A 20,507-nucleotide genomic window follows, 5' to 3' on the forward strand; every position below is an offset into this window, starting at 1 on the left:
AAAGAAGATGCCCCCGGCTGGTGGCCCCCTGGCCCCCGCTCCTGGGGACGCTCGGATCGCACTGGGGAACGATCCGAGTGGTCGCTAGTGCTCGACCGCCTTCTCGGCGCCGAAGCCGGTGAGCGAGCGCACCTCCATCTCCGCGGCGAGGGCGCGCGACTCCGCGGTCCTCGCGGTCACCGTGCCGATCCAGCCGAGCAGGAAGCCCGCCGGGATCGAGATGATGCCGGGGTTCTCCAGCGGGAAGATGACGATGTCGATGCCCGGGATCATCGCGGTCGGGCTTCCCGAGAAGACCGGCGAGATCACGATGAGCGCGACCGCCACGATCAGGCCGCCGTACATGCTCCATACCGCACCGCGCGTGTTGAACCTCTTCCAGAACAGCGAGTAGAGGATCGTCGGCAGGTTGGCGGATGCTGCGATGGCGAATGCCAGCGCGACCAGGAACGCGATGTTCTGGCCCTGTGCTCCGATGCCGCCGACGATCGCCAGGATGCCGATCACGATGACCGTGCGGCGCGCGACCTTGACCTCGCCGGCGGCGTCGGACTCGCCCGTGCCGTCCTTGCCGCGCCGGATCACGTTGGAGTAGATGTCGTGCGCGAACGATGCCGCCGCCGTGATGGTCAGACCCGCGACGACCGCGAGGATCGTCGCGAACGCGACCGCCGAGATGAAGCCCATCAGCAGCGGACCGCCGAGCGCCTGTGCGAGCAGCGGTGCGGCGGAGTTCACGCCACCGGGAGCCTTGATGATGGCCTCCGGTCCCACCAGCGCGCCGGCACCGTAGCCGAGCACCAGGCTCAGCAGGTAGAAACCGCCGATGAGCCAGATCGCCCACACCACGGACTTGCGCGCCTCCTTGGCCGTCGGCACCGTGTAGAACCGCATCAGCACGTGCGGCAGACCGGCGGTGCCGAGCACCAGCGCCATGCCGAGGGAGAGGAAGTCCAGGGGGTTCGCACCGTACTTCAGGCCCGGGCCGAGGATCTTGTCTCCCTGCGGGGCGTTGGCCACCGCATCCTGGAGCAGGTTGTTCAGGCTGAACCCGTGCAGCGCGAGCACCCACACCGTCATGGCGAGGGCACCGGCGATCAGCAGGCCGGCCTTCACGATCTGCACCCAGGTGGTGCCCTTCATGCCGCCGATCAGCACGTAGATGATCATCAGCACGCCGACGATCGCGATCACGATCGACTGGCCGACCTTGCTGTCGATGCCGAGCAGCAGCGACACCAGGCCGCCGGCGCCCGACATCTGCGCGAGCAGATAGAAGAAGCAGACCGCGAGGGTCGTGATCGCGGCGGCCATGCGCACCGGCCGCTGCTTGAGGCGGAACGAGAGCACATCCGCCATGGTGAACTTGCCGGTGTTCCGCATCATCTCGGCGACCAGCAGCAGCGCGACCAGCCAGGCCACCAGGAATCCGATGGAGTAGAGGAAGCCGTCGTAGCCGTTGACCGCGATGGCACCGCAGATGCCGAGGAAGGATGCTGCCGAGAGATAGTCGCCGGCGATCGCGAAGCCGTTCTGCGTTCCGCTGAACGAGCGTCCGGCCGCGTAGTAGTCGGCGGCGGTCTTGTTGTTGCGGCTCGCACGGATCACGATGAACAGCGTCACTGCGACGAACGCCGCGAAGATGGCGATGTTCAGGACGGGGTCGTTCTTCACGGCTTCCGCGGCCATGGGTGTCACGTTCATGCGCCGGCCTCCGCCTTCTCGAGCTCTTCGCGGATCTCTGTCGCCACGGGGTCGAGCTTCCGGTTGGCGAATGAGACGTACCACATGGTGATCACGAACGTGGTCACGAATTGCCCCAGTCCGAAGAGCAGGCCCACGGTGATGTCACCCCACACCCGCTGGCTCATGAAATCCACCGCGAACGCGGCGAGCAGCACATATGCGAAATACCAGAGCAGGAAGAACACCGCGAGAGGGAAGATGAATGACCGCTGCATCCTCTTCAGCCCTTGGAACCGCTGCGATTCCTCGACCGCGACGTAATCGATGCCCACGCCTGATTCTTCGTCGATCCGATCTGTCATGAGGCCTCCTTGCCACATGTCCGATGCCACGTGACGGCGTCACGTGGGTGGTATCGTCGACGCTACGAAAGGGGAGGACGCAGCGGTCACCCCCGAAAGTTGGTACTTGCTGAGAATGAGCGCGCAGATCGGATCCGCAGAGGAGCTCGTCGCCGACGGCGTACGCGAGCTCGCCCGGCGCACGCGCTTCCCGGTCGCGTTCGGCGGCCTGATCGAGGACGGCGAGGTCGCGGTCACGACGATCGTCGGCAATCGCACGCGCCACCTGGACGGACTGCAGGTGCGCCCGGAGCGCGGACTCGGCGGGCGCGCGATGATCGAGCTCCGCCCCCGCATGACGAACAACTACCGCGCCTCGCAGCAGATCACGCACGACTACGACGTGTTCGTGCTGGGCGAGGGGCTGCGCACGCTGCTCGCCCTTCCCATCATCGTCGAGGGGCGCCCGCGCGGAGTGCTGTACGCCGGCGCATGGGAGGAGTCCGAGGTCGGAGGCGTGACGACGGCGCCGGCCATGAGCGTCGCTCAGCGCATCGCCACCGAACTGCGCATCCGGGACGAGGTCGACCGGCGGCTGCGCGAGTCCGCACCCGCACCTGCTCTGGCGACGCCGCAGCGCGAGGAGCTCAGGGAGAGCTTCGCGGAGCTCCGCAGCATCGCCGCCGGAATCACCGACGAGGCCCTGCGCGACCGAATCGCCGCCGTCGAACGCCGTCTGATGGGATTCGTCGAGCCCGAGCAGTCAGCCACCACCGGGACAATTCCCACCGTGCATCTCTCCCCGCGCGAATTGGACGTGCTAGCGTGCGCCGCGGTGGGTTCCACGAATTCCGAGATCGCCGCCCAGCTCGGGCTGCGCGAAGGCACCGTCAAGGCGTACCTGGGCACGGCGATGTCGAAGCTGGATGCCTCCACCCGCCATTCCGCGGTGGCGCGCGCCCGCCGCGCGGGCCTTCTCCCCTGATATTTCCGAAATGAATTCGCGGGGATTTCCCGCGCGCATTCTTGCCAGGGCGGAATATCGCACTTATTGTTCTTCCCATGGCTCGAAGAATTGTGCATCAGCTCGTTGACGATATCGATGGCACGCTGCTGGAGGTCGGGGAGGGCGAGACCGTCCATTTCTCCCTGAACGGCGTGGCGTACGAGATCGACCTGACGAATTCCCACGCGGAGGAGCTGCGTGCGGCTCTCGACCCGTACATCAAGGCCGGGCGCCGCGCCTCGGCCGGAACCGCCCGCGCCGCCGCACCGCGCCGCCGGGCGTCGCGAGACTCCGAGGTCGGTGAGATCCGCGAGTGGGCCAAGGCCCAGGGCCTGAAGGTCTCCGAGCGGGGTCGCATCGCCGCGGACGTCATGGATGCATACCGCGCGGCGCACTGACATCCGAACGCGGTGAAGGCCGATGCTCTTCGGAGCATCGGCCTTCACCATGCGTGCCCTCGCGGAAGGTGGGACGTGCCCTCCTCCGGCCGGCGTGCCCTCGCGTCCCCACCGGGCACTCCACGCGCCGCTCGATCCAGAGATCGGGTCGGGTCGGAAAGAAGAGGCGGCGCGCGGAGCCTCTCAGCCCGGCGGGGCCCCTCTGTCGAGGGGACTGGACGACGAAGGACGCCGCCCTCCGGGCGGCGTCCTTCGTCGTCGTGCCCTCGACAGGATTCGAACCTGCGACCTGCCCTTTAGGAGAGGGCCGCTCTATCCGACTGAGCTACGAGGGCGCCCGGCAAGTCTAGCCGAGCGAAGGCGGGCATCCCGGCACCTACGCCGCGAGCGCGAGGTACGGCTCCCAGCGCGGGTCGCCGCGCTCACCGCCGCGCACGGTCCAGGCCGTGCCGTGAGGCGGACGCGGCGTCATCCGCAGCTCCCAGCCCATCTCCTGCGGGGTGCGGTCGCTCTTGATGTTGTTGCACTTCAGGCAGCAGGCGACGAGGTTCTCCCAGCTGTCCGCCCCTCCGCGCGAGCGCGGCAGGATGTGGTCGATCGTCGACGCACTCCGCCCGCAGTAGCCGCAGCGGTGGTCGTCCCGGCGCAGCACGCCCCGCCGCGTGACGGGAACCCTCCTCGACGACGGCACGCGCACGTAGCGGGTGAGCAGGATCACGACCGGCCGATCGTACGCGTTGCGCCCCGCCCAGACGGGATCGCCCTCCACGTGCTCGATCACGCTGGCCTTGTCGTTCATCACGAGCACCATGGCTCTCTTGAACGAGACCACGGTGAGGGGTTCGTATCCGGCGTTCAGGACCAGTGTGCGCATCGTCGTCATCCTCTCGATCCGGCCGGGATGGCTTCCCGGCGCTCTCGACTCACACGACGCCGCGCGGACAGCAGGCGGTCGCAGGGATGAGAAAAGGCGCTGCCTTACAGACAGCGCCTTCCACGCTCGACGGTGTCGAGCCGTCCCTGCGGACGATGCCGAAGGACCAGACGACCGAGCGCATCCATGGTTCGGATGCTCGGTAACTGCTCCATCGGCTTCTCCCGTCCGTACGACGACGGGTACAGGCTAGCCCATCCGTCTGAACAGCGCGGGAACGGCGCTCAGACGGACGGCGACGTGTCGGATCAGCCCGCGTTCGCTCGCAGCCAGGAGATCGGCTCGACGAGCGAGCCGTTCACGTGCACCTCGAAGTGCAGGTGGGCGCCGTAGGAGCGACCGGTGTTCCCGACCTTGCCGATGAACTGTCCGGGCTGGACGGTCTGGCCCGCCGAGACGGCGCGCGTGCCGTTCGTCATGTGGCCGTAGAGCGTGGAGACGCGCTGACCGCCGACCACCGAGTCGATGACGATCGCGACGCCGTAGCCGAAGTAGCTCTCGGACGAGACGCGCACGACACCGCCCGCGGCGGCGAAGATCGGGGTGCCGGCCGGCGCGACCATGTCGGCGCCGTTGTGGCCGCTGCCGACCGTGCGGCTGACATAGTACGAGCCCTGCGGCAGCGGGTAGCGCACCTCACCGGAGCCGGCCGCGACCAGTCGCAGGTCGGCGTCGCTCAGCCGGCCGCCGGCACCTGCGGTGCGTGCGGCGGCCGCGGCGGCGGCGCGCTGCTTGGCGGCCTCCTCGGCCTTCTTCTTCGCGATCTCGTCGGGCGTGGTCGCGGAGTAGGTGCCGCGATCGAGCGGGGCCGTGGTGGCCTCGGATGCCACGACGAGCGACTGCGCGTCGTCGGCGGCCATCTGCTGAAGGGTCGCGGCACCGGACTTGGCGGACGTGCCGCCGGTCGCTGCATAGGCGGGAAGTGCGACGGCGGCGACGAGAGCACCGACGGCCGCGAAGATCGCGACAGTGCGCATGGGCTTCACGCTGGAGCGGGTGCCTGTGCGGCTGGCGGCGCGTCCTCGCACCTTCCTGCTCTTCTTCGGGTCTTCAGCTGCGTCGGTCGTGGCGATGTCTTCGGCCAAAAGGGATTCCTCCTGCGCCTCCGCGCTCATTCGGGCTAGCGCAGGCTCGTCAGCAATGTCGATTCTCGGGCACGTATGTCACACGGCACGTTGTGCGAACTGCTCACGGGGACGACGAGCCAGGGAGGCGATCCCCGTGATCGTCGCCGACGGGCTTCTTCGTCGGCGACCCCATCGACGTTACCGGAAGATAACGATTCTGTCACCCTCCGAACCTGGCAATCCGCCGGGCGGACGGAGAAAGAACCTCCGATCAGGCGTTTCCGCCGACCAGGAAGATGTGCGACGCCAGCTCGACCGGCAGTTCCAGACCCTCTTCCCGGCCCTCCATGCGGATCAGGACGTAGCCCTCGTTGTACCGGTAGTCCCCTCGGGCGCCCGGGACGACACCGGCGTCGCGCAGCTGCTCGAGCAGCTCGGGATCCACCTGAGCGGGCTCGGCGAGGCGTCGGACGGTGCCCTCGATCGGCTCTCCCGCGGCGTCCAGCTTCTTGACCAGTCCGATGACTCCGTCGTCGAAGGAGCGCGTCGGGACGTCGCCGAGCTGGTCGAGTCCGGGGATCGGGTTGCCGTACGGCGACTCCGTCGGGTGTCCGAGCAGCTCCACGAGACGGCGCTCGACCTGCTCGCTCATGACGTGCTCCCAGCGGCAGGCCTCATCGTGCACGTACGCCCAGTCGAGGCCGATCACGTCGGAGAGCAGCCGCTCGGCGAGGCGATGCTTGCGCATGACGTCGACGGCCTTGCGGCGGCCGGCATCCGTGAGCTCGAGCCGCCGGTCCTCGGAGACGACCACGAGGCCATCGCGCTCCATGCGACCCACGGTCTGCGACACGGTGGGGCCGGAGTGCCCGAGGCGCTCGGAGATGCGGGCGCGCAGAGGCACGATGTTCTCCTCCTCGAGTTCGAGGATGGTGCGGAGATACATCTCGGTCGTGTCGATCAGATCGGTCATGCGGGCCCTCCGGAGGTTCTTAGGCAAGCCTACCTTTTCGCAGGAGCTCGTCGCCGTCATGCGGATGGGAGGGCACCGGATACCGCCCTACAATCGACCCATGGCGATCGAGATCCCCCGAGAACTCCTGCCCGTCGACGGACGCTTCGGCTGCGGTCCGTCCAAAGTGCGCGCCGCGCAGGTCGAGGCGCTCGCCTCGGTCGGAGAGAGTCTGCTGGGCACGTCCCACCGCCAGCTGCCCGTCAAGAACCTGGTCGCGAGCGCGCGTGAGCGCCTCTCCACCTTGTTCCGCCTTCCCGACGGATACGAGATCATCCTCGGCAACGGCGGATCCACCGCGTTCTGGGACGCCGCGGCCTTCGGGCTGATCGAGCGCCGCAGCCAGAACCTGGTGTTCGGCGAGTTCGGCGGCAAGTTCGCCAAGGCGGCTGCGGCGCCGTGGCTGGAGGCGCCCGATGTGCGCAACGCGGAGCCCGGGTCGCTGACCTCGGCCGAGGTCGTCGAGGGCATCGACGTCTACGCCTGGCCGCACAACGAGACCTCCACCGGCGTGGCCGCCCCCGTGCAGCGCGTCGCCGCAGAGGGCGCGCTGACCGTGATCGACGCCACCAGCGCCGCCGGCGGCATCGACTTCGATGTGACGCAGGCCGATGTCTACTACTTCGCGCCGCAGAAGAACCTCGGCTCCGACGGCGGCCTGTGGTTCGCCGCCGTCTCCCCCGCCGCCATCGAGCGCATCGAGCGCGTCGCAGCATCCGGCCGGTACATCCCGGAGTTCCTCAGCCTGAAGAACGCGCTGGACAACTCGCGACTGAGCCAGACCCTGAACACTCCGGCGCTCACCACCCTGCACCTGCTGGACAGCCAGCTCGCATGGATCCTGAACCACGGCGGACTGGAGTGGGCGGCCGCCCGCACGGCCGAGTCGTCCGGCCTCCTGTACGACTGGGCGGAGGCGACGTCGGTCACCACCCCGTTCGTCGTCGACCCGGCTCACCGCTCCCCCGTCGTCGCGACCATCGACTTCGACGGCGTCGACGCGGCGGCCATCGCCAAGACGCTGCGCGCCAACGGCATCGTCGACACCGAGCCCTACCGCAAGCTCGGCCGCAACCAGCTGCGCATCGCGACGTTCGTGTCGATCGAACCCGACGACGTGCGTCAGCTGATCCGCTCGATCGAGTTCGTGCTCGAGCACCAGGGCTGAGCCCCGGAGCACGGAACGCCCGCACCGACCGTCAGGTCGTGCGGGCGTTCTCCGTTCCCGGGGTCACTCCTCCTCGTCGGAGTCGTCACCGTCCTCGTCCTCGTCCTCCGAGTCGTCCTCGGGGTCGTCGTCGTCCTCGTCGGATGCCTCGGCGTCCGCGTCGAGCTCATCGATGTCGACGCCGTCGAGGTCACCCGCGTGCAGCAGGTCGCTCTCCTCGTGGTCGTCGTCCTCGTCCTCGTCGGACTCGTCGGATTCCTCGTCATCGGACTCGTCGGAGTCGTCGGAGTCCTCGTCAGCGTCGTCACCGGCGGCGGCCGCCTGCTCGGCGAGCTCCGCCTGGTGAGCGCGGTACTCGGCCAGCCGCTCGGCCCACGGCACCCAGTCCGGCGCCAGGAGGGCGCTCTCGCCGGGCATCAGTTCGACCTCGAGCACCGTCGGCTCCTCGCCGTCGACCTGAGCGACCGAGACCGTCCAGTACCAGCCCGGGTATCCGGGGAGGCGGTTCTCGAAGCGCAGCGAGACCGCGCCGCTCTCCTCGACGGAGTGACCCGCCGCCGGGCCCACTGTGGAGGCCGGGGTGATCTCGTGCAGTGCGGCGAGCGCGAGCTCCCGCGCAGCCGAGGCGAGTTCGTCAGGCGTCGAGGTCATCAGCGACCTTGCGGAGCACGGCGGGCAGAGCCCGGCTGGTGGGACGGCCGTGGCGCAGGTCAGCGCTCGCGTCATCGAGCATCTTCATCAGGTCCTCGATGATCACGGCCATGTCATGGGCGTTCGCGCGCGGAGTCTTCGCTCGCGCCGGCGGTGCGTCCAGCACGCGCACGGAGAGGGCCTGCGGGCCGCGGCGGCCGTCGGCGAGACCGAACTCCACGCGGGAGTTCTTCTTCACGGAGACGCCTGCAGGAAGGGCAGAGGCGTGCAGGAAGACGTCCTGGCCGTCATCGGATGCGATGAAGCCGAACCCCTTCTCGTCGTCGTAGAACCTGACCTTGCCGGTGGGCATGGGAGAACCTCGCTGAGTGTCGCTGTCATGAATCGTCGCGCGGCGGCGCGACCCCTCCAGCCTACCCGTGCACCCGATGCGGACGCTCGATCCCGCGCAACCGCCCAGGCGATACGCTGGAGTGTGATGAGCACGCACGACGACAGCAGCGGCACCTCAAACGGTCTGCTCGATCGCATCCTGGCATACACGGCCCTGGCGCTGACCGCGGCGTCCATCATCTGCTTCTTCGCGATCCCCATCGGCACCGCCACCGGCATGCAGCAGAAGGACTTCGGCCAGGGCGCCTGGCCCTTCATCGCGGCGCTGCCGCTCTACGGACTCCCCGTCGCGTTCCTGATGATCATCACGCTGCTGATCATCACCTTCATCCGCAGGGGACGCGCGAACACGCGCCGCTGAGCCGAGCATGAGCACCCACGCGCGCCCGCTGGCCGACAGGCTGGCCGCGGTGAGCGATGCGCGGCTGGCCGAGCTGCTGCGCAGCCGTGCGGTGCGCCCCGACGCCGAGTGGTCGGACTTCTTCGACGCCGCGGAGGCACTGCTCGAGCCGGGCTCGATCGAGCGCGGACTCGCGGCGCTCACCCGGGCCGAGGCGCGCTCCCTGAGGGCCGCCGTCGCGGGCGAGGCGGATGCCGGCGAGCTGACGATGCTCGCCGAACGAGGTCTCGTCGACGACGGAGGCCGGGTCCCGCCGCCGGTCGCTGCGGCGGTGACCGCGCACCCTCCGGTGCCGGAACTCGATCCGGCCGAGGAGAACCCGGCATCCGCCGCCGCGTCGGCCCGCGCCGCAGAGCGCGCGTTCACGACCGTGGGCGCCCTGGCCGACCTGCTGCTGGCCGCCAGGACCACGCCGCTGGCGCTGGTCGCCACCGGCGCGCTGAGCGCCACGGAGAAGCGCAGGTTCGCCCCCGGCGATGATCCGGACGAGCTGCGCGAGATCGCCGACCTGACCGGGCTCGCGCACGCCGTCGACCGGGAGTTCCGTGTGACCGCCGCCGCCGAGCGCTGGCTGGACTCGTCGTTCGCGGAGCGCTGGAGCATGCTGGCCGACGGTTTCCGCAGGGCCCTGCCCGCGGGCATCCGCTCAGGGGGCGGATGGCTGCCCGTCGGGATGTGGGCCGACGCCCACCCCTGGGACGAGGCCTGGCCGGCGCGAGCGGGCGCCCTCCGGCACCTGGCGACTCTGCTCGGTCTGCGCACGCCCGACGACGCGGAGCCCGCCTGGGCGCGGCGATTGCGCGAGGGCGCCGAGCCGGACACCGCGGACCTCGGGGTGCTGCTGCCCACCGAGGTGGATCGGCTGTTCCTGCAGAACGACCTGACCGCCATCGCGCCGGGGCCGCTGCAGCCCGCCCTCGACAATCGCCTGCGCGGCATGACCGAGCACGAGTCCGGCGCGCAGACGTCGTCGTACCGGTTCACCGCCGATTCGGTGGCCGGCGCGCTCGTCGACGGCGAGACCGAGCAGAGCATCCTGTCGTTCCTGCGGGAGATCTCGCTCACCGGTCTCCCGCAGCCGCTCGAGTACCTGGTCGCGCAGGCCGCGGCGCGGCACGGACTGGTCAGGGTCGGCCCGGACGCCACCGGTGGCACCGCCGTGTCGAGCACGGATGAGAACCTGCTGCAGGCCATCGAGGTCGACCGCAATCTGCGTCCGATGGGCCTGGTCCGCGACGGCGACCGGCTGGTCTCGCGCGTCAGCGCGGAGACCGTCGCCTGGGCGCTGGCGGATGCCCGCTATCCGGCGACACTGGTGGACCGCGAAGGCGCGACGGTGGCGGCGCTGCGCCGCCGGGTCGCACCGACCGCACCGGCGGAGCCTCCGACGTACGCGACGCTCATCGCTCGCCTTCGGGCGCACCGCGGCCCGGACGCGGATGCCGCGTGGCTGGACCGCGAGCTGGAGGCCGCCGTCCGCGCCCGCGCGCTCATGCTCGTCGAGGTCGCCATGCCGGACGGTTCGAGCCGGGAGCTGACCCTGGAGGCATCCGGGATCGGCGGCGGGCGCCTGCGCGGTCGCGACCACGCCGCCGATGTCGAGCGGACGCTGCCGGTGCGCAGCATCCGCTCGGTGCGGGTGCTCGAGAGCTGAGCCGAGCCCCTCCCGGACGTCGCCGGTAGACTGGTCTGCTATGTCTGATGGCCCCCTGATCGTCCAGAGCGACCGCACCGTGCTGCTCGAGGTCGCGCACGCCGATGCCGAGACCGCGCGTCATGAGCTGGCGATCTTCGCGGAGCTGGAGCGCGCCCCCGAGCACATCCACACCTACCGGATCACCCGACTGGGGCTGTGGAACGCCCGCGCGGCCGGCCACACGGCCGACGACATGCTGGATACCCTGGACCGCTGGTCCCGCTTCCCGGTGCCGCCGTCAGTGTCGGTCGACCTGCGTGAGACCGTGGACCGCTACGGCCGTCTCGTGATCGAGCGGGACGACGAGGGCGCCCTGATCCTGCGCTCCGACGACCAGGCCGTGCTCACCCAGGTGGCGGGCAACAAGCGCATCCAGCCGCTGCTGATCGGTCACCCGACCCCGCAGAGCTATGCGATCGACGCCTGGGCACGTGGCCAGATCAAGCAGGAGCTGCTGAAGATCGGCTGGCCCGCCGAGGATCTCGCGGGCTACACCCCCGGGACCCCGCATGAGATCGAACTGGCGGAGGACGGCTGGGCGATGCGTCCGTACCAGCGGCAGGCCGTCGACGCGTTCGCGCACGAGGGCTCCGGAGTGGTCGTCCTCCCCTGCGGCGCGGGCAAGACGATCGTCGGCGCAGGCGCGATGGCCGCGACCGGCACGACGACGCTGATCCTGGTGACCAACACCGTCTCGGCGCGCCAGTGGCGCGACGAGCTGCTGAAGCGCACCTCGCTCACCCCGGACGAGATCGGCGAGTACTCCGGTCAGGCCAAGGAGGTCAAGCCGGTCACCATCGCGACCTACCAGATCCTCACCGCCAAGCGGAAGGGCCAGTACGCGCACCTCGCTCTTCTGGATGCCCTGGACTGGGGACTCATCGTCTACGACGAGGTGCACCTGCTGCCGGCGCCGGTGTTCAAGCTCACCGCCGACCTGCAGGCGCGTCGCCGCATCGGCCTGACCGCGACCCTGGTGCGCGAGGACGGCCGCGAGGGCGACGTGTTCAGTCTCATCGGCCCCAAGCGGTTCGACGCCCCCTGGAAGCAGATCGAGGCGCAGGGCTTCATCTCCCCCGCCGCCTGCTACGAGGTGAGGGTGGACCTCCCGCCGAGCGACCGGCTGGAGTACGCCGCGGCCACGGACGACGAGCGGTACCGGCTCGCGGCATCCGCGCCTGCGAAGATCACGGCCGTGCGCGAGCTCATCGCCAAGCACCCGGACGAGCGGATCCTGGTGATCGGACAGTACCTCGACCAGCTCGAGGAGCTGTCCGAGGCGCTGAACGCCCCGCAGATCACCGGTGCCACCCCCGTGGACGAGCGCGAGGAGCTGTACCGGCAGTTCCGCGAGGGCGAGATCTCGCTGCTGGTCGTGTCGAAGGTCGCGAACTTCTCGGTGGACCTGCCGGAGGCCTCGGTCGCGATCCAGGTCTCGGGCTCGTTCGGCTCCCGCCAGGAGGAGGCGCAGCGGCTGGGACGCCTGCTGCGTCCCAAGCAGTCGAACCACACCGCCAGCTTCTACACCCTGATCGCCCGCGACACGGTCGACCAGGACTACGCGCAGAACCGGCAGCGGTTCCTCGCCGAGCAGGGGTACAGCTACACGATCATGGACGCCGTCGACCTGGCGGCCTGAGTCAGTCGCGCGGCTCCTCGCCGGGCCTCAGCCCGCATCGCCAGCACGGCGAGGACAGGTCGTCGAGCAGTGCACCGCACTCCGGGCACACCTTCGAGAGCCAGCAGGCGCTGTCGCCGCCCTCGAACTCGGACATGTCTCGGATGCTACCCCTGCGGGACCGGCATAGGCGCGGGAAGTCGCATCGTCCGGGTGCGCACGAGCCCACGCCGCCGCTGCATCCACTCGATGATCCCCGCGTACGCGACCATCGTGATCGCCGCGGTGAGCACGTCGACCGGCGATCCGGTCGTGGCGTTCGCGTCGGCCAGCCCGAAGGCGCCGAGCAGGAACGCCGAGACATTGTTCACCGCATGGAGCGCGATCGCCGACTCCAGGCCGCCGGTGCGCCACACCAGCCAGGCGGCGGTGAGCGCGAACACGCCGACGCTGAGCAGCCCCCACACGTCGTAGAGGTGCCCGAACACGAACAACGGGATCGGCAGCAGGATCGGGAAGAGCGGATGCCGCAGCCAGGTGCCGATCGCCTGCATCAGAAACCCGCGGAACACGTACTCCTCTGCCGCGGACTGCAGCGGGACGAGCACGACGATCAGCACGACCATCAGCGCGAGCCCCGGCTGCGAGGCGTCCACCGCGATGGACTCGCCCGTGGCCGCGGCGAGCGCCAGCGACGCGATCGTCTGCACGGCGTACACGGCGAGCGCGACGAGCAGACTGCGTCCGAGCCAGCCCCACCGGAGACGACCCGTCACCGACAGCAGCAGTCCGACGCCCCGCCCGCCGATCATCCGGGAGGCAGCCAGGAGGGCGGGGATCATCAGGATCAGCGGGACGACCAGGAGCAGGAATCCGGTGGGATCGGCGACGTCGAACCCGGGAACCTCACCACGGGCGAGCGCGTCGAACGTGCGCGCGAACGCGGGGACCTGCATCGCGATGACGACCAGGGGCACGATGATCGCGACCATCATCGCGAGGTACAGCCCCACGGCCACGAGCGCCACCAGCAGCGGCCGCCACCAGCGCGGCGGCCGGGACCGCGCACGATCCAGCCGGTGGAAGGCGAGCTCCTCCCCCGCTCCTGCTCCTGCCGTCACCGGAGCGGGCGGGGCTCCAGCGGGCGGCCGCGGAGCGGGCGGCGGTGGCGGCGGGTACGGGAACGACGACTGGGGCGCGGCGGAACCTGGAGCGGTGTCGTCCGAAGGGAGCATCCTTCGATCATCGCGGATCCGACTGAGCCCCGCTGATCTTCGCCTGGTCACCCGTCGGCGGCCACCAGTCGACGACCGGCATCAGCTGACGGATCGCCGTGTCCGATGACAGGCTTCCCGCGGTCTTGAGAAGGGCATCCCGCAACCGCCTGGCGACCGGACTGCGCAGCAGCGCCAGTGCCCCCATCCGATGAGAGCGTCGCACCACATCAGTGGTCCTGCCGTGTCGGGCCGCGGTGTAACCGGCGACCCCGTCCGGGCCGTCCAGCGCGTGGGCGAGCACGACGGCGTCTTCGATCGCCTGGCAGGCCCCCTGCCCCAGGAACGGAGCCATGGGATGTGCCGCATCCCCGAGCAGTGCCACCCTGCCGTGGTGCAACGCCGGCAGCGGCGCAGCCAGTTCGGCGATGTCGCCGCGCAGGACCGAGCCGGTCTCGGCCGACTCGATGAGCCGGCGGATCGGTGCGTGCCAATGCCCGAAACGTCGCAGCAGTTCCGCACGTTCATCTGCTGCGCGCTCGCCGACGGGGGCGACCGCGGCGGCATAGACGTAGGTGCGGTCGTCGGCCAGCGGGACGAGTCCCACTACTCCAGCATCGCCCCAGGTCTCCCCGGCCTGCACGGCGACAGAGGCATCCACGACGAATCGCCATGCGGTCCAGCCCGTGGGCTTCATACCCGGATGCTCGGGGAAGAGCACCGCGCGGGCAGCCGAGTGCACGCCGTCCGCCGCCACGACCAGCTCGGCCTCCTCATCGCCTTCACCGACGCGGACGACGGCCGGGTGCTCGGCGTCACCCGCTCCGGCCACGATGGCGGAGGTGCTGGAGAGCAGCGGAACGTCCGCGGCAGCATCGCGCAGGATGGCCGCCAGGCGAGCGCGCTCCAGCACGACCATGGGATCGCCGAAACGCGCCTGCACGGCCGCGGCACTGGTCCGTGCCAGGTACCGCCCATCGGCTCGGCGCAGACCGCCGTCTCCCTGGATGGCGGCGAGGTCTCGCACGGTGTCGCCTGCGCCCACCGCGTCCAGCGCGCGCAGTGCGTTCGGCATCATCGCCAGCCCTGCACCAGCGGGCCCCGGCCACGGCCCCCGTTCGTGCAATCTCACGGCCCAGCCTCTGCGGTGCAGCGCGGCGGCCGCCGCGAGGCCGCCCAGGCCCGCCCCGATCACGATCGCGCGTCGCTGTTCCATGGTCTTCTCCTCTCCAAGTCGCTTTCGTCCAGGTCCGTCCTAGGCGATCGTCGCCGCGATGGCGACGGCGAGCGTGCTGAAGAACACGACTCCGCTGAAGCACATGTGGAAAAGCGGTCGCCACCGGAGTGCACCCGAGATCACCACCTTGATCGTCGGCAGGTAGTCGCGGATCCCGGAGTTCTCCATGCCGCGCAAGGCGCGGACACGGCGCATGACCACCATGTCTCCGAAACCGATGAATGCCGCCAGCACCAGGAATCCCACCCACGCCCACAGCGGTGAGCCGGTAGCGATGAAGACCGCCCAGGGAGCGAGGAAACCGACCATCATGAGCGCATGCGTCAGCACGGCGCCCGCGCTCCTCCCCCGTGCACGTCGCACCCACGAGACCAGCAACGACACACCCACCGCGGCCTGCACGGTCCACGCCGCGAGCACGAGATATCCCATGTCGCGATGCTACTACGTTCATAGTGCGTTGTCACTAGGAACGTAGTAGCAATATCCTCGAACCATGGCAACGACGCGCGATCGAGCACTCGAAGCCGCCGTTCACCTGGTCGGCGAGCAGGGCATCCGGGCGCTCACACACGGGCGAGTGGATGCTGCAGCCGGGCTTCCTCGGGGTTCGACATCGAACTGGTTCCGCACCCGCGATGCCCTCGTCTCCGGAGTTCTCGTCTGGATCGCCGAGCGAGAGCGTGTGGCGCTCGCCTCGGCCATCCGGCCGGTGAGAACCCTGGACGAGCTCCTGGACGCGCTGTGCACTGTGATCGAGGACGCCACGATCACCTTCGCGTCCCGCACCCGCGCACGCTATGCACTGTTCTTCGAGACCACCGCAAGCCCAGGAATCGTGCCGGCCATCCGCGAGCAGCGCGGCCTCTTCGCGAAGTGGACCAGTGATGTCCTGTCCGGCTTCGGAGCGGCCGATCCAGACCTGGCGGCACGAACGCTCCTCGGACTCAGCGCGGGCATCATCGTCAACCGGCTGACGGTCGATCCCGACTTCCCCCCGCGCCCATCCCTCGAAGCGGCCCTCCGAGGGGCGCTCAGCGGTTCCGCCGCTCCGACCGATAATCAGCATCCGCATCGGTGAACTCACCATAATGGGGTCATGACTGATGCGCGCATCCTGGTCGTCGACGACGAACCGAACATCCGCGACCTGCTCTCCCGGGGTCTCAGCTTCGCCGGGTTCAAGGTGAAGACCGTCGCCAACGGCGCGGCGACCATCTCCGCCGTCCTCGAGGAGGAGCCGGACCTCATCATCCTCGACGTCATGCTGCCGGACATGAACGGCTTCAGCGTGACCAAGCGACTGCGCGGGGCGGGCTTCACCGCCCCGATCCTGTTCCTCACCGCCAAGGACGACACCCAGGACAAGATCGAGGGCCTGAACGCCGGCGGCGACGACTACGTCACCAAGCCCTTCGCCCTGGACGAGATCGTCGCGCGCGCCCAGGCCATCCTGCGCCGCACGATGCAGAACGGCGACGAGGAATCGCTGATCCGCGCCGGCGAGCTGTCGATGGACCAGGACACCCACGACGTCTTCGTGGGCAAGGTGCCGATCGAACTGAGCCCCACCGAGTTCAAGCTGCTCAAGTACCTCATGCTCAACCCCAACCGCGTGCTCTCCAAGGCGCAGATCCTGGACCACGTGTGGGAGTACGACTTCAACGGCGACGCGGGCATCGTGGAGAGCTACATCTCGTACCTGCGCCGCAAGATCGACCCGCACACCGAGGAGTCGGTCATCCAGACCAAGCGGGGCTTCGGCTACATGCTCAAGGTCGGCAAGACCGCCTGAGCGCCGTCTTCAGAGTACTCCCATGGCACAAGGCGCGGACTCCGTCACCCAGTGGTGGCGGCGGATCAGCCTGCGCGCCAAGGTCACGGGGGTGACCGTCGCGGTCCTCGCGCTCGGACTCGTCGTCGCGGGGATCGGCACCGTGCCGATCCTGCGCGGTGCGATGATCAACAACATCAACCAGCAGCTGCCCTCGCTGACGTCGACGGGGCAGGCGGAGCGCTTCTTCGACGTGTCGATCCCCGACGGGAAGCTGGTCTTCGACCAGAAGGACGACGCGCCACGCGCGACGGACTTCGTGGTCGCCTTCTACACGACCGCGGGCGATCCGATCGCGACCGCCGGCGGGCAGAGCACCCCGGAGCATCGCCCGCAGTTCCCCGCGAAGCTCAGCCTGCAGTCCGCGCAGGCCATGGGCGACACCACGGTCACGCTCACGACTCCGAGCGGCCAGACGTATTCGGCGGCGGCCGCCACCCAGTCCCTGCAGAAGATCGCCGGCGTCACCTACGTGCAGATGGTCGCGCTACCCCTGGAGGAGGCGGACAAGATCGTCGGCACCTACTTCGCGGTGTACACGACCGTCGCGCTGGTGACGATCCTGCTCGCGGCGCTGCTGATCCGCGGTCTCGTCACGCTCACCTTCCGCAGACTCGGCCACGTGGAGTCCACCGCCATGGCCATCGCCGCCGGCGACTTCAGCCAGCGGCTGACGGACCTGGAGCCGACCACCGAGGTCGGACGCCTCAACTCCGCCATCAACACCATGCTCGACCGCGTCGACCACTCGCTCGCCCAGCGAGACCGCACGGTGCAGAACATGCGACGCTTCATCGGCGACGCCAGTCATGAGCTGCGCACCCCGCTGGTGAGTGTGCGCGGATACGCCGAGCTGTACCGGATGGGGGCGATCAGCGGCGACGAGGACACCGCACGCGCCATGGAGCGCATCGAGAAGGAGGCGATCCGGATGGGCGTGCTCGTCGAGGACCTCCTGGCCCTCGCCCGCCTGGACGAGGATCGCGAGAAGCAGCTCGAGATCGTCCCGATCGACCTGCGCCCGGTGGCGCGGGATGCCGCCCTGGACCTGCGCGTCGCCTCGCCGGGGCGCACGATCACCGTGATCGACAAGACCGCCGAGGATCAGGAGCCCCCGCGCCTGCATCCGGCCGCCCCCGCTGCTCCCCCCGTGGCCTCTCCGGCACCTACCGGTCGCGCCGCGGGTGCGCTGGGTCGCCTGCGCCGCCGCGGAAGGCCCGCACCGGTCGTGCCGTCGATCGACTTCACCGAGGCGACGGATGCTCCGGTGCGCACGCCCCCGATCGTGCTGGGCGAGGAGAACAAGGTGCGTCAGGTGGTGACGAACCTGCTCGGCAACGCACGACGCTTCTCCCCTGCCGAGAGCCCCATCGAGCTCGTCGTCGGCGCCGACCGCCACCGCGGCGTCGGCACGATCGCGATCGTGGATCACGGCGAGGGCATCCCCCCGCAGATCCGCGAGCACATCTTCGAGCGCTTCTGGCGCGCCGACACGTCCCGCGCCCGGGAGACCGGCGGGGCGGGCCTGGGCCTGGCGATCGTCGCCTCGATCCTGGAGTCGCTGCACGGCTCGGTGCATGTGGAGGAGACGCCGGGAGGCGGCGCCACCTTCATCGTGTCGCTTCCGCTCGCGCCGGCGCAGGCGACTCCCGCGCATCTGCTCGAGGAGACCCAGCCGTTGGACCGCCTCGACCTCTGAGCGACTTCTCCTGCACATCTCCCGCTCCCCGCGGGTTGTGCACGAATGCCGGGATCCAGGGCATCCGCTCCCCTCCGCGCTCCTAGTCTCGGAAGCCCATCGAGAGGAGAACCCCATGTCCGTCTTCACCGTCGACACCGATGCCGTCCACGCCGCCAACGGCGCCGCCCGCGCCACCATGGAGCGTCTGCAGAGCGAATCGGCCGCCCTCATGGCGCAGCTCACACAGCTGCAGTCATCGTGGACCGGCTCCGCGTCGCTGGCGTTCCAGCAGTGCAGCGAGCAGTGGCGCGGCGCGCAGCTGCACGTCGAGCAGGTACTGGCCTCCATCGGCACCGCGCTCGGATCGGCCGCGAGCCAGTACGCGGATGCCGATCAGTACTCCGCGAGCCTGTTCCGCTGATCGGATGCGCAGAACGCCCCCTGCCGGAGCAGGGGGCGTTCTGTCTGTCGATCAGGCCGGACTCAGAAGTCCATGCCGCCCGACGGGTCGGCCGGCATGGCCGGAGCCTTCTCGGGCTTGTCCGCGACGACGGCCTCCGTGGTGAGGAACAGTCCGGCGATCGAGGCCGCGTTCTGCAGCGCCGAGCGCGTGACCTTGGCCGGGTCGATGATGCCCTGTGCGAACATGTCGCCGTACTCGCCGGTCGCGGCGTTCAGGCCCTGGCCCGCGGGGAGCTCGGAGACCTTGTGCGCGACGACGCCGGGCTCGAGGCCCGCGTTGATGGCGATCTGCTTCAGCGGAGCCTCGATGGCGACGCGGACGATGTTCGCACCGGTGGCCTCGTCGCCCTCGAGGGTGAGGGTGTCGAGCACCTTGGCCGACTGCAGCAGCGCGACGCCACCACCGGGGACGATGCCCTCCTCGACGGCTGCCTTCGCGTTGCGGACGGCGTCCTCGATGCGGTGCTTGCGCTCCTTGAGCTCGACCTCGGTGGCCGCGCCCGCCTTGATGACGGCCACGCCGCCGGCGAGCTTGGCGAGGCGCTCCTGCAGCTTCTCGCGGTCGTAGTCGCTGTCGGTGTTCTCGATCTCGCGACGGATCTGGGTCACGCGGCCCTCGATCGCGGACTGCTCACCGGCACCCTCGACGATCGTGGTCTCGTCCTTGGTGACGATGACCTTGCGGGCGCGGCCGAGCAGGTCGAGGGTGGTGTTCTCGAGCTTGAGGCCGACCTCCTCGGTGATGACCTGGCCGCCGGTCAGGATCGCGATGTCCTGCAGCTGCGCCTTGCGGCGGTCGCCGAAGCCCGGAGCCTTGACGGCGACGGACTTGAAGATGCCGCGGATCTTGTTCAGCACCAGCGTCGCGAGAGCCTCGCCCTCGACGTCCTCGGCGATGATGACGAGCTCCTTGCCGTCCTGGATCACCTTGTCGACGACCGGCAGCAGGTCCTTGATGTTGCCGATCTTCTGGTTGGCGATGAGGATGTACGGGTCCTCGAAGACGGCCTCCTGGCGCTCCGGGTCCGTGACGAAGTAGGGGTTCAGGTAGCCCTTGTCGAAGCGCATGCCCTCGGTGAGCTCGAGCTCGGTGCCGAAGGTCTGCGACTCCTCGACGGTGACGACGCCCTCCTTGCCGACCTTGTCGATCGCCTCGGCGATGAGAGCGCCGATCTCGGGGTCCGCGGCGGAGATCGACGCGGTGGCGGCGATCTGCTCCTTGGACTCGATCTCCTTGGCGTGCTCGAGCAGGTCGGCGGTGATGGCCGCGACAGCCTTCTCGATGCCCTTCTTCAGGCTGATCGGGTCGGCGCCGGCTGCGACGTTGCGCAGACCCTCGCGGACCAGTGCCTGGGCGAGGACGGTCGCGGTGGTGGTTCCGTCGCCCGCGACGTCGTCGGTCTTCTTGGCGACCTCCTTGACGAGCTCCGCACCGATCTTCTCGTACGGGTCGTCGAGCTCGATCTCCTTGGCGATGGAGACGCCGTCGTTCGTGATCGTGGGGGCGCCCCACTTCTTCTCCAGCACGACGTTGCGACCGCGCGGGCCGAGGGTCACCTTGACGGCGTCGGCCAGGATGTTCAGGCCGCGCTCGAGGCCGCGGCGGGCCTCCTCATCGAAAGCGATGATCTTTGCCATGAGTCTTTCGTCCCTCCCGGACGTAGGCGATGTTGTTAGCACTCAGGGTGATCGAGTGCTAACACTCAGTC

At 69.4% G+C, this 20,507-nt stretch carries 22 protein-coding genes and 1 tRNA gene; 10 read left to right on the forward strand and 13 right to left on the reverse strand.

What is annotated here, in order from left to right; translation table 11 throughout:
* Window positions 1-84 precede the first annotated feature (84 nt).
* Window positions 85-1,704 (reverse strand): solute symporter family protein, encoded by a 1,620-nt coding sequence (locus ACTJJ4_RS15325; protein ID WP_440944114.1) that lies wholly within the window; start codon window positions 1,702-1,704, stop codon window positions 85-87.
* The gene (locus ACTJJ4_RS15330) at window positions 1,701-2,048 is read right to left on the reverse strand and encodes a DUF485 domain-containing protein (RefSeq protein WP_440944171.1); all 348 of its coding nucleotides are present in this window, start codon (window positions 2,046-2,048) and stop codon (window positions 1,701-1,703) included. The genes ACTJJ4_RS15325 and ACTJJ4_RS15330 overlap by 4 nt, the downstream gene beginning before the upstream one ends.
* Window positions 2,049-2,163: 115 nt before the next feature.
* Here ACTJJ4_RS15330 and ACTJJ4_RS15335 point away from each other — a divergent pair, with 115 nt between their 5' ends.
* Both ACTJJ4_RS15335 and ACTJJ4_RS15340 read left to right on the forward strand, forming a co-directional pair.
* Window positions 2,164-3,012 carry a LuxR C-terminal-related transcriptional regulator gene (locus tag ACTJJ4_RS15335; RefSeq protein WP_440944115.1) on the forward strand — a complete coding sequence of 283 codons (849 nt, stop codon included), beginning with the start codon at window positions 2,164-2,166 and terminating at the stop codon, window positions 3,010-3,012.
* A gap of 77 nt (window positions 3,013-3,089) precedes the next feature.
* Window positions 3,090-3,431 (forward strand): histone-like nucleoid-structuring protein Lsr2, encoded by a 342-nt coding sequence (locus ACTJJ4_RS15340; RefSeq protein WP_285636478.1) that lies wholly within the window; start codon window positions 3,090-3,092, stop codon window positions 3,429-3,431.
* A 261-nt stretch (window positions 3,432-3,692) separates the two neighbouring features.
* Here the strand turns inward: ACTJJ4_RS15340 and ACTJJ4_RS15345 are convergent.
* The 4 genes from ACTJJ4_RS15345 to ACTJJ4_RS15360 all read right to left on the reverse strand — a co-directional run bounded on the left by ACTJJ4_RS15345 (window position 3,693) and on the right by ACTJJ4_RS15360 (window position 6,405).
* A tRNA-Arg gene (locus tag ACTJJ4_RS15345) sits at window positions 3,693-3,766 on the reverse strand.
* 41 nt (window positions 3,767-3,807) lie between these two features.
* A complete protein-coding gene (locus tag ACTJJ4_RS15350) occupies window positions 3,808-4,305 on the reverse strand; it encodes an HNH endonuclease (protein WP_285636480.1) in 498 nt (165 codons plus the stop codon).
* 308 nt (window positions 4,306-4,613) lie between these two features.
* Window positions 4,614-5,450, reverse strand: a complete 837-nt coding sequence (locus tag ACTJJ4_RS15355; RefSeq protein ID WP_440944116.1) for a M23 family metallopeptidase — start codon at window positions 5,448-5,450, stop codon at window positions 4,614-4,616.
* Between the two features lie 253 nt (window positions 5,451-5,703).
* Window positions 5,704-6,405 (reverse strand): metal-dependent transcriptional regulator, encoded by a 702-nt coding sequence (locus tag ACTJJ4_RS15360; protein ID WP_292701183.1) that lies wholly within the window; start codon window positions 6,403-6,405, stop codon window positions 5,704-5,706.
* A 100-nt stretch (window positions 6,406-6,505) separates the two neighbouring features.
* Here ACTJJ4_RS15360 and serC point away from each other — a divergent pair, with 100 nt between their 5' ends.
* A complete protein-coding gene (gene serC, locus ACTJJ4_RS15365) occupies window positions 6,506-7,612 on the forward strand; it encodes a phosphoserine transaminase (protein WP_440944117.1) in 1,107 nt (368 codons plus the stop codon).
* A gap of 63 nt (window positions 7,613-7,675) precedes the next feature.
* Here the strand turns inward: serC and ACTJJ4_RS15370 are convergent, their stop codons facing one another.
* Together ACTJJ4_RS15370 and ACTJJ4_RS15375 are read right to left on the reverse strand one after the other, a co-directional pair.
* Complete coding sequence (locus ACTJJ4_RS15370; RefSeq protein WP_440944118.1) at window positions 7,676-8,263, reverse strand: DUF3027 domain-containing protein; 588 nt, start codon at window positions 8,261-8,263, stop codon at window positions 7,676-7,678.
* Entirely contained in the window at window positions 8,247-8,615 is a 369-nt protein-coding gene (locus ACTJJ4_RS15375) for a cold-shock protein (protein ID WP_292701191.1), read from the reverse strand. Before ACTJJ4_RS15375 ends, ACTJJ4_RS15370 begins: the two co-directional genes overlap by 17 nt.
* Before the next feature lie 126 nt (window positions 8,616-8,741).
* Between ACTJJ4_RS15375 and ACTJJ4_RS15380 the strand changes: the two genes are divergently transcribed.
* From ACTJJ4_RS15380 to ACTJJ4_RS15390, 3 genes are read left to right on the forward strand one after another with little or no spacing between them, the layout of a single operon-like run.
* Entirely contained in the window at window positions 8,742-9,017 is a 276-nt protein-coding gene (locus ACTJJ4_RS15380; RefSeq protein ID WP_292701194.1) for a multidrug ABC transporter ATPase, read from the forward strand.
* A gap of 7 nt (window positions 9,018-9,024) precedes the next feature.
* Window positions 9,025-10,710, forward strand: a complete 1,686-nt coding sequence (locus tag ACTJJ4_RS15385; protein WP_440944119.1) for a helicase-associated domain-containing protein — start codon at window positions 9,025-9,027, stop codon at window positions 10,708-10,710.
* Between the two features lie 40 nt (window positions 10,711-10,750).
* Window positions 10,751-12,391 carry a DNA repair helicase XPB gene (locus ACTJJ4_RS15390; RefSeq protein ID WP_440944120.1) on the forward strand — a complete coding sequence of 547 codons (1,641 nt, stop codon included), beginning with the start codon at window positions 10,751-10,753 and terminating at the stop codon, window positions 12,389-12,391.
* Window position 12,392: 1 nt separating this feature from the next.
* Here ACTJJ4_RS15390 and ACTJJ4_RS15395 read toward each other — a convergent pair whose 3' ends face one another.
* The 4 genes from ACTJJ4_RS15395 to ACTJJ4_RS15410 all read right to left on the reverse strand — a co-directional run bounded on the left by ACTJJ4_RS15395 (window position 12,393) and on the right by ACTJJ4_RS15410 (window position 15,253).
* Window positions 12,393-12,527: a hypothetical protein gene (locus tag ACTJJ4_RS15395; RefSeq protein WP_292701203.1), complete on the reverse strand. Its 135-nt coding sequence runs from the start codon at window positions 12,525-12,527 to the stop codon at window positions 12,393-12,395.
* A 10-nt stretch (window positions 12,528-12,537) separates the two neighbouring features.
* Window positions 12,538-13,491 carry a lysostaphin resistance A-like protein gene (locus ACTJJ4_RS15400; RefSeq protein ID WP_440944121.1) on the reverse strand — a complete coding sequence of 318 codons (954 nt, stop codon included), beginning with the start codon at window positions 13,489-13,491 and terminating at the stop codon, window positions 12,538-12,540.
* A gap of 121 nt (window positions 13,492-13,612) precedes the next feature.
* Window positions 13,613-14,800, reverse strand: coding sequence for an FAD-dependent monooxygenase (locus ACTJJ4_RS15405; RefSeq protein ID WP_440944122.1), 1,188 nt, complete (start codon window positions 14,798-14,800; stop codon window positions 13,613-13,615).
* A 39-nt stretch (window positions 14,801-14,839) separates the two neighbouring features.
* Window positions 14,840-15,253: a hypothetical protein gene (locus ACTJJ4_RS15410; RefSeq protein WP_440944123.1), complete on the reverse strand. Its 414-nt coding sequence runs from the start codon at window positions 15,251-15,253 to the stop codon at window positions 14,840-14,842.
* Window positions 15,254-15,317: 64 nt separating this feature from the next.
* Here ACTJJ4_RS15410 and ACTJJ4_RS15415 point away from each other — a divergent pair, with 64 nt between their 5' ends.
* The 4 genes from ACTJJ4_RS15415 to ACTJJ4_RS15430 all read left to right on the forward strand — a co-directional run bounded on the left by ACTJJ4_RS15415 (window position 15,318) and on the right by ACTJJ4_RS15430 (window position 18,757).
* Window positions 15,318-15,902, forward strand: a complete 585-nt coding sequence (locus tag ACTJJ4_RS15415; protein WP_440944124.1) for a TetR/AcrR family transcriptional regulator — start codon at window positions 15,318-15,320, stop codon at window positions 15,900-15,902.
* 18 nt (window positions 15,903-15,920) lie between these two features.
* Entirely contained in the window at window positions 15,921-16,616 is a 696-nt protein-coding gene (locus ACTJJ4_RS15420; RefSeq protein WP_285636518.1) for a response regulator transcription factor, read from the forward strand.
* A 22-nt stretch (window positions 16,617-16,638) separates the two neighbouring features.
* Window positions 16,639-18,354, forward strand: a complete 1,716-nt coding sequence (locus ACTJJ4_RS15425) for a sensor histidine kinase (RefSeq protein ID WP_440944125.1) — start codon at window positions 16,639-16,641, stop codon at window positions 18,352-18,354.
* 115 nt (window positions 18,355-18,469) lie between these two features.
* Window positions 18,470-18,757: a WXG100 family type VII secretion target gene (locus ACTJJ4_RS15430; protein ID WP_285636523.1), complete on the forward strand. Its 288-nt coding sequence runs from the start codon at window positions 18,470-18,472 to the stop codon at window positions 18,755-18,757.
* A 62-nt stretch (window positions 18,758-18,819) separates the two neighbouring features.
* Here the strand turns inward: ACTJJ4_RS15430 and groL are convergent, their stop codons facing one another.
* A complete protein-coding gene (groL, locus tag ACTJJ4_RS15435) occupies window positions 18,820-20,436 on the reverse strand; it encodes a chaperonin GroEL (RefSeq protein ID WP_440944126.1) in 1,617 nt (538 codons plus the stop codon).
* Window positions 20,437-20,507 lie beyond the last annotated feature (71 nt).

The sequence above is a fragment of the Microbacterium sp. 22195 genome, from assembly GCF_052056515.1.
Taxonomy (GTDB): Bacteria; Actinomycetota; Actinomycetes; order Actinomycetales; family Microbacteriaceae; genus Microbacterium.

Excerpts from the sequence above, each read along its gene's own strand:
- ACTJJ4_RS15325 (WP_440944114.1), bottom strand. The coding sequence starts at position 1,704 with ATGAACGTGACACCCATGGCCGCGGAAGCCGTGAAGAACGACCCCGTC.
- ACTJJ4_RS15330 (WP_440944171.1), bottom strand. The coding sequence starts at position 2,048 with ATGACAGATCGGATCGACGAAGAATCAGGCGTGGGCATCGATTACGTC.
- ACTJJ4_RS15335 (WP_440944115.1), top strand. The coding sequence starts at position 2,164 with ATGAGCGCGCAGATCGGATCCGCAGAGGAGCTCGTCGCCGACGGCGTA.
- ACTJJ4_RS15340 (WP_285636478.1), top strand. The coding sequence starts at position 3,090 with ATGGCTCGAAGAATTGTGCATCAGCTCGTTGACGATATCGATGGCACG.
- ACTJJ4_RS15350 (WP_285636480.1), bottom strand. The coding sequence starts at position 4,305 with ATGCGCACACTGGTCCTGAACGCCGGATACGAACCCCTCACCGTGGTC.
- ACTJJ4_RS15360 (WP_292701183.1), bottom strand. The coding sequence starts at position 6,405 with ATGACCGATCTGATCGACACGACCGAGATGTATCTCCGCACCATCCTC.
- serC (WP_440944117.1), top strand. The coding sequence starts at position 6,506 with ATGGCGATCGAGATCCCCCGAGAACTCCTGCCCGTCGACGGACGCTTC.
- ACTJJ4_RS15370 (WP_440944118.1), bottom strand. The coding sequence starts at position 8,263 with ATGACCTCGACGCCTGACGAACTCGCCTCGGCTGCGCGGGAGCTCGCG.
- ACTJJ4_RS15375 (WP_292701191.1), bottom strand. The coding sequence starts at position 8,615 with ATGCCCACCGGCAAGGTCAGGTTCTACGACGACGAGAAGGGGTTCGGC.
- ACTJJ4_RS15380 (WP_292701194.1), top strand. The coding sequence starts at position 8,742 with ATGAGCACGCACGACGACAGCAGCGGCACCTCAAACGGTCTGCTCGAT.
- ACTJJ4_RS15385 (WP_440944119.1), top strand. The coding sequence starts at position 9,025 with ATGAGCACCCACGCGCGCCCGCTGGCCGACAGGCTGGCCGCGGTGAGC.
- ACTJJ4_RS15390 (WP_440944120.1), top strand. The coding sequence starts at position 10,751 with ATGTCTGATGGCCCCCTGATCGTCCAGAGCGACCGCACCGTGCTGCTC.
- ACTJJ4_RS15395 (WP_292701203.1), bottom strand. The coding sequence starts at position 12,527 with ATGTCCGAGTTCGAGGGCGGCGACAGCGCCTGCTGGCTCTCGAAGGTG.
- ACTJJ4_RS15405 (WP_440944122.1), bottom strand. The coding sequence starts at position 14,800 with ATGGAACAGCGACGCGCGATCGTGATCGGGGCGGGCCTGGGCGGCCTC.
- ACTJJ4_RS15410 (WP_440944123.1), bottom strand. The coding sequence starts at position 15,253 with ATGGGATATCTCGTGCTCGCGGCGTGGACCGTGCAGGCCGCGGTGGGT.
- ACTJJ4_RS15415 (WP_440944124.1), top strand. The coding sequence starts at position 15,318 with ATGGCAACGACGCGCGATCGAGCACTCGAAGCCGCCGTTCACCTGGTC.
- ACTJJ4_RS15420 (WP_285636518.1), top strand. The coding sequence starts at position 15,921 with ATGACTGATGCGCGCATCCTGGTCGTCGACGACGAACCGAACATCCGC.
- ACTJJ4_RS15425 (WP_440944125.1), top strand. The coding sequence starts at position 16,639 with ATGGCACAAGGCGCGGACTCCGTCACCCAGTGGTGGCGGCGGATCAGC.
- ACTJJ4_RS15430 (WP_285636523.1), top strand. The coding sequence starts at position 18,470 with ATGTCCGTCTTCACCGTCGACACCGATGCCGTCCACGCCGCCAACGGC.
- groL (WP_440944126.1), bottom strand. The coding sequence starts at position 20,436 with ATGGCAAAGATCATCGCTTTCGATGAGGAGGCCCGCCGCGGCCTCGAG.